Source organism: Martelella sp. UBA3392, from assembly GCF_002358775.1.
Classification (GTDB): Bacteria; Pseudomonadota; Alphaproteobacteria; order Rhizobiales; family Rhizobiaceae; genus Martelella; species Martelella mediterranea.
The window spans coordinates 1-4,066 of the sequence record NZ_DEPM01000135.1; the positions used below are offsets into that span (position 1 = coordinate 1).

3 protein-coding genes are annotated in these 4,066 nt (G+C 66.0%); all 3 read right to left on the bottom strand.

The annotated features are described in order from the left end of the window. Positions 1–1,488: M48 family metalloprotease (locus tag B4E36_RS09945; RefSeq protein WP_345900301.1), on the bottom strand; the 1,488-nt coding region annotated here is incomplete at its 3' end. A gap of 103 nt (positions 1,489–1,591) precedes the next feature. Further along, entirely contained in the window at positions 1,592–2,239 is a 648-nt protein-coding gene (locus B4E36_RS09950; protein ID WP_292053829.1) for an ATP-binding cassette domain-containing protein, read from the bottom strand. A gap of 14 nt (positions 2,240–2,253) precedes the next feature. Then, entirely contained in the window at positions 2,254–3,864 is a 1,611-nt protein-coding gene (gene thiP / locus B4E36_RS09955) for a thiamine/thiamine pyrophosphate ABC transporter permease (RefSeq protein ID WP_292053907.1), read from the bottom strand. Between the last annotated feature and the right edge of the window lie 202 nt (positions 3,865–4,066).

Sequence of the window (4,066 nt, forward strand, 5' to 3'; positions counted from 1 at the left end):
CGTCTCGCCCGCCGAGAGCGTTGCCCCCGGCGGCAGCGCGTTCAGCACCTGGAACAGGGCGAGCTTGCGGTTTGTACCCATCATCTTCGCGGCGAGGCTGGCGACCGTGTCGCCCGGCTGAACGGTGACGATGCGAATCCGCAAAGGTTTCAGATCGGAGGCTTCGGCGGGCGAAAGCTTGCGGAACGAAGACCGCACGGAAAAGGCGGTATCCTCCAGCGCGCCGCTGCCGCGCGGCGCGGCGGTCAACAGGCGATAGATATCGCCGCCGTCGCGGATCACCGTAACATCGAACACCCAGTCGCCAGCAACCGCCTTCGCGGTCGCGGCCGGCATGCCGTTTACCGTGGTGGACTGGACCGAGCCTTCGACCAGACCCGTCACCCAGCCGCTTCTGATATATTCCTCGAGATCGCGCCGGCCATTGGCCTTCACGCCGTCGAAACGGATCGCGACATCGCCGGGTCCGGTGGCGACCACTGCATTGGCCTTGTCTGTCATCACAAAACCGGGTGGCACCTGGAAGGCGATCTGCAGCTTGGGATGATAGAAATCGCGGTTGCGGATATAGCCCTGCTCAGGATTGCTGCCATAAAGCAGTCCGTTGATTCCGTTCAGGAAATAATCGCGCCCGATCTCGCTTGGGCCGACATTGGCATAGAGCGCGGCCTGCTGGGCGGCGAGTTCGACGCGGCGCGGCGTGTTGGGATGGCTTGACAGGAAGTCGAGGCTCTCGCCCTCCGCGCCCGCCGATTCATATTGCGCATAGGCCGCCATGGAGCGCAGGAACCGCGAGGCGGCATAGGGGTCGTAGCCAGCTTCCGCCAGCATGCGGATGCCGATCGCGTCGGCTTCCAGTTCCTGCTGGCGCGAGAAGGCGGCAAGGCGCATCTTGCCGCGCGCGGCGATCTGGTCGACTTCAGGATTGCCCGGCAGAACCTCGGAAATCACCTCGTTGGAAATCGCTTCCGCTTCCTCCCGGCGCTGGCGTTCAATGCCGTGATTGGCGGTGACATGCGCCATTTCGTGCGACAGCACGGCGGCGATCTCGGAGGCATCAGTGGCAAGCGCCAGAAGCCCGCGGGTGACGTAGAGATAACCGCCCGGCAGCGCGAAGGCGTTGATGCTGGGCGAATTCAGGATGGTGATCCGGTAGGTCTGGCGCGGATTTTCCGAAACGGCCGTCAGCGCCCCGGCGACGCGCGCCACCAGTTTTTCCACCTGCGGGTCGCGGTACTGGCCGCCATAAGTCTCGAGAATGCGCGGATGCTCGCGCGCGCCCATCGCCGCATTCGGATCGTTGCGGGTCAGCGCGTCGACGGTCTGTTCGGCGCTTGCCGGGGTCTCCGGCAGGATGAAAAATGTGTCGTTGGTCTGGCACGAGGCAAGCCCCAGCGCCGCGATCAGTACGAACACGGATGGCCGCACTCCCGGCAGGAAGCGCCTGCGTCTATCTTGCGTGAGGCCGCGGCCGACCTTATTCACCATGCCTGTCGCGTCCGGATGAACGCGTCCCTGATCACTGCGGTCCGGCGAAAGCCGCCCGGCGCTTGTTTCACTCTATCATATTTGACGTTCCGCACGCCAAGGGTCAATAGCGCGCGGAAAGTTGCCCGTCCTCGACAACCAACCGGTGGTCGGCGATCGCCTCCACCTCGTCCGGCTCATGCGAGACGATAACGACGGTATTGCCGGATTCGCGGTGAAGTTCAAGCAGCAGCCTGCCCATCTCGCCGCGCATATCGGGATCGAGCGCCGCGAATGGCTCGTCGAGCAGCAGAACCGGCCGGTCGCGCACCAGCGCTCGGGCAAAGGCGGCGCGCTGGCGTTCGCCGCCCGATAATGTCGCGGGCTTGCGCCCGTCATAGCCTTCAAGCCCGACTCGTTTCAACGCGTCGCGCACTTCCTCCCGTCCGGCCTCGTCGAGCCTCAGCGCCGGGTCCAGGCCGAGGCCGACATTGGTGAAGATATCGAGATGGGCAAACAGGTTGTTTTCCTGAAACACCACCGTCACCGGGCGATCGGCCACGTGCAACGCATTCATTCGCTCCCCGGCAATCAGGATTTCGCCGCTGTCGGGCTTCTCGAAGCCGGCGATCAGGTTGAGCAGCGTCGTCTTGCCGGAGCCGGAGCGGCCGGTCACCGCGCTCACTTTCGCGCCCTCGATCTGGCCGTCGAAGAGGAAGTCCTTGTCGCCGAGCCTCAGGGCAACATCGTCAAGCGTGATATCGACGGGCATGGTCGCTTTCCCTTTCATCGCGCGGCCTGCCGGCGGGTGCCGGCGACCATCAGGATAAGGCAGATCGCGCCGAGGATCAGCGCCAGCCCGTTGGCATCCGCCGTGCGGTAGCTGCCGAGCCGGCTGTAGAGCAGCCAGGGCAGGGTGGTGAGATCATCGCCGCCGAACAGCGCCACGGCGCCGAGATCGCCGAGCGACAGCGCCATGGCGAAGGACAGCGCGGTCAGAAGCGAGCGTTTGAGCCCCGGCCAGTCGACGATCCTGAGTCGGGCGAAACCGGAAAGACCGAGACTTGCCGCAAGCCGCGCGGTGCGCGCCCTGTGAACCGCGATCGCCGGCTGCAGCACGCGCAGCACAAAGGGCAGCGCCATCAGCGCATTGATGCCGGCGACCACCAGCGGCGCGGCCGCATCTGTCAGCCCGAAGGGGCGCAGCAGCAGAAACCAGCCTGTTCCCAGCACGATCGGCGGCACCAGCAGCACCAGCGACCCCATCGCCGCCATCGTCGCGCTGAAACCTTTCTCGGCTACACTCGGATGTTTTGCCGCAGTAACCGCCCCGGTTGCCGTGATGAAGGCGAGCGCCACGGCGAGCGAAACCAATGCGGCGGCAACCGCAATCGCAAGGCTTGTCGCCGTCGCCCGCAGAAAAATTCGTTCACCGAGCAACTTGACGAGGTCGGCCTCCACACCCTTGATGACGATCATGGCGAGCGGCAGCGCGAGGGCGATCGTGAAAAGCGCGATGATGCCGGCATCGGCCAGCGCCTTGAACCGTCCGGCGCCGTCCGGACGGGCAAGCGCGGTGTCGGCGCTGGTGCCGGGATCGCTGGCCTTGGGCAGGAAGGCCAGCGCGATCAGCACCAGACCGGTCAGCCCGATCTGCATGCCGGCAAGGGCGACGGCGCGGGCGGGATTGAAATCGAAGCGCAGCGCCTGATAGATCGCGACCTCGATCGTGGTCGCCGCCGGCCCGCCGCCCAATATCAGCACCAGCGTGAACGAGGTGGCGCACAGCATGAAGATCAGCCCGGCGACGCCGGCGATCAGCGGCGCGATCACCGGCCATTCGACGAAGCGGAACACCGCGCGGCCGGGCATGTCAAGCATCGCCGCCGATTTGAAATATTCCTGCGGCACCCGCTCCAGCCCCGCCAGAAACAGGCGGGCGGCGAGCGGCAGGTTGAAATAGACATGGGCCAGCAGAATGCCCTGCAGCCCATATATCTGGAGCGGGCGACCGAAGCCCGCGAGCGTCAGCAGATCGTTGAATATCCCCTGCCGGCCCCAGATGCCGATCAGCCCCAGCGCGCCGATCAGCACCGGCAGGCCGAGCGGCACCGCCATCAGCCGCACGATCCACAGCCGGCCCGGAAAATGCGGCCGCCGCGCCAGCGCCAGCGCGACCGGGATGGCCAGCGCCACCGAAATCAGCGTCGACAGCGTGGCCTGCCACAGCGTGAAACGCAGGATGCGCCAGACATAGGGCTCGTCGAACACCGCGAGCGAAGCCTGCAGCCGCCCGAAACCGGAGAGCGCGACAATGGCGATCGCGATGAAGCCGATCACGCTTGCAAGGGCGGCGATGCCGTAGCCATAGCTGCGGCGGCGTTCTGAGGAGGACATCAGCACGGGGGCGGTCCTCTCGCTCAGGCGCAGGCGGGCGGATGGGCCCGGCAGCGTCTGGAGGGTGCAAGCCACCGCACAGCCAGCCCGCTACCTCGCCACTTGAGAAGTGGGGCCGGTGCGTGTGGGCGTGGGGTCTTGCTCCCAATATTCTCTCCCGCTGGCGGGAGAGATGCCCCGAAAGGGGCAGTGAGGGTGGCGC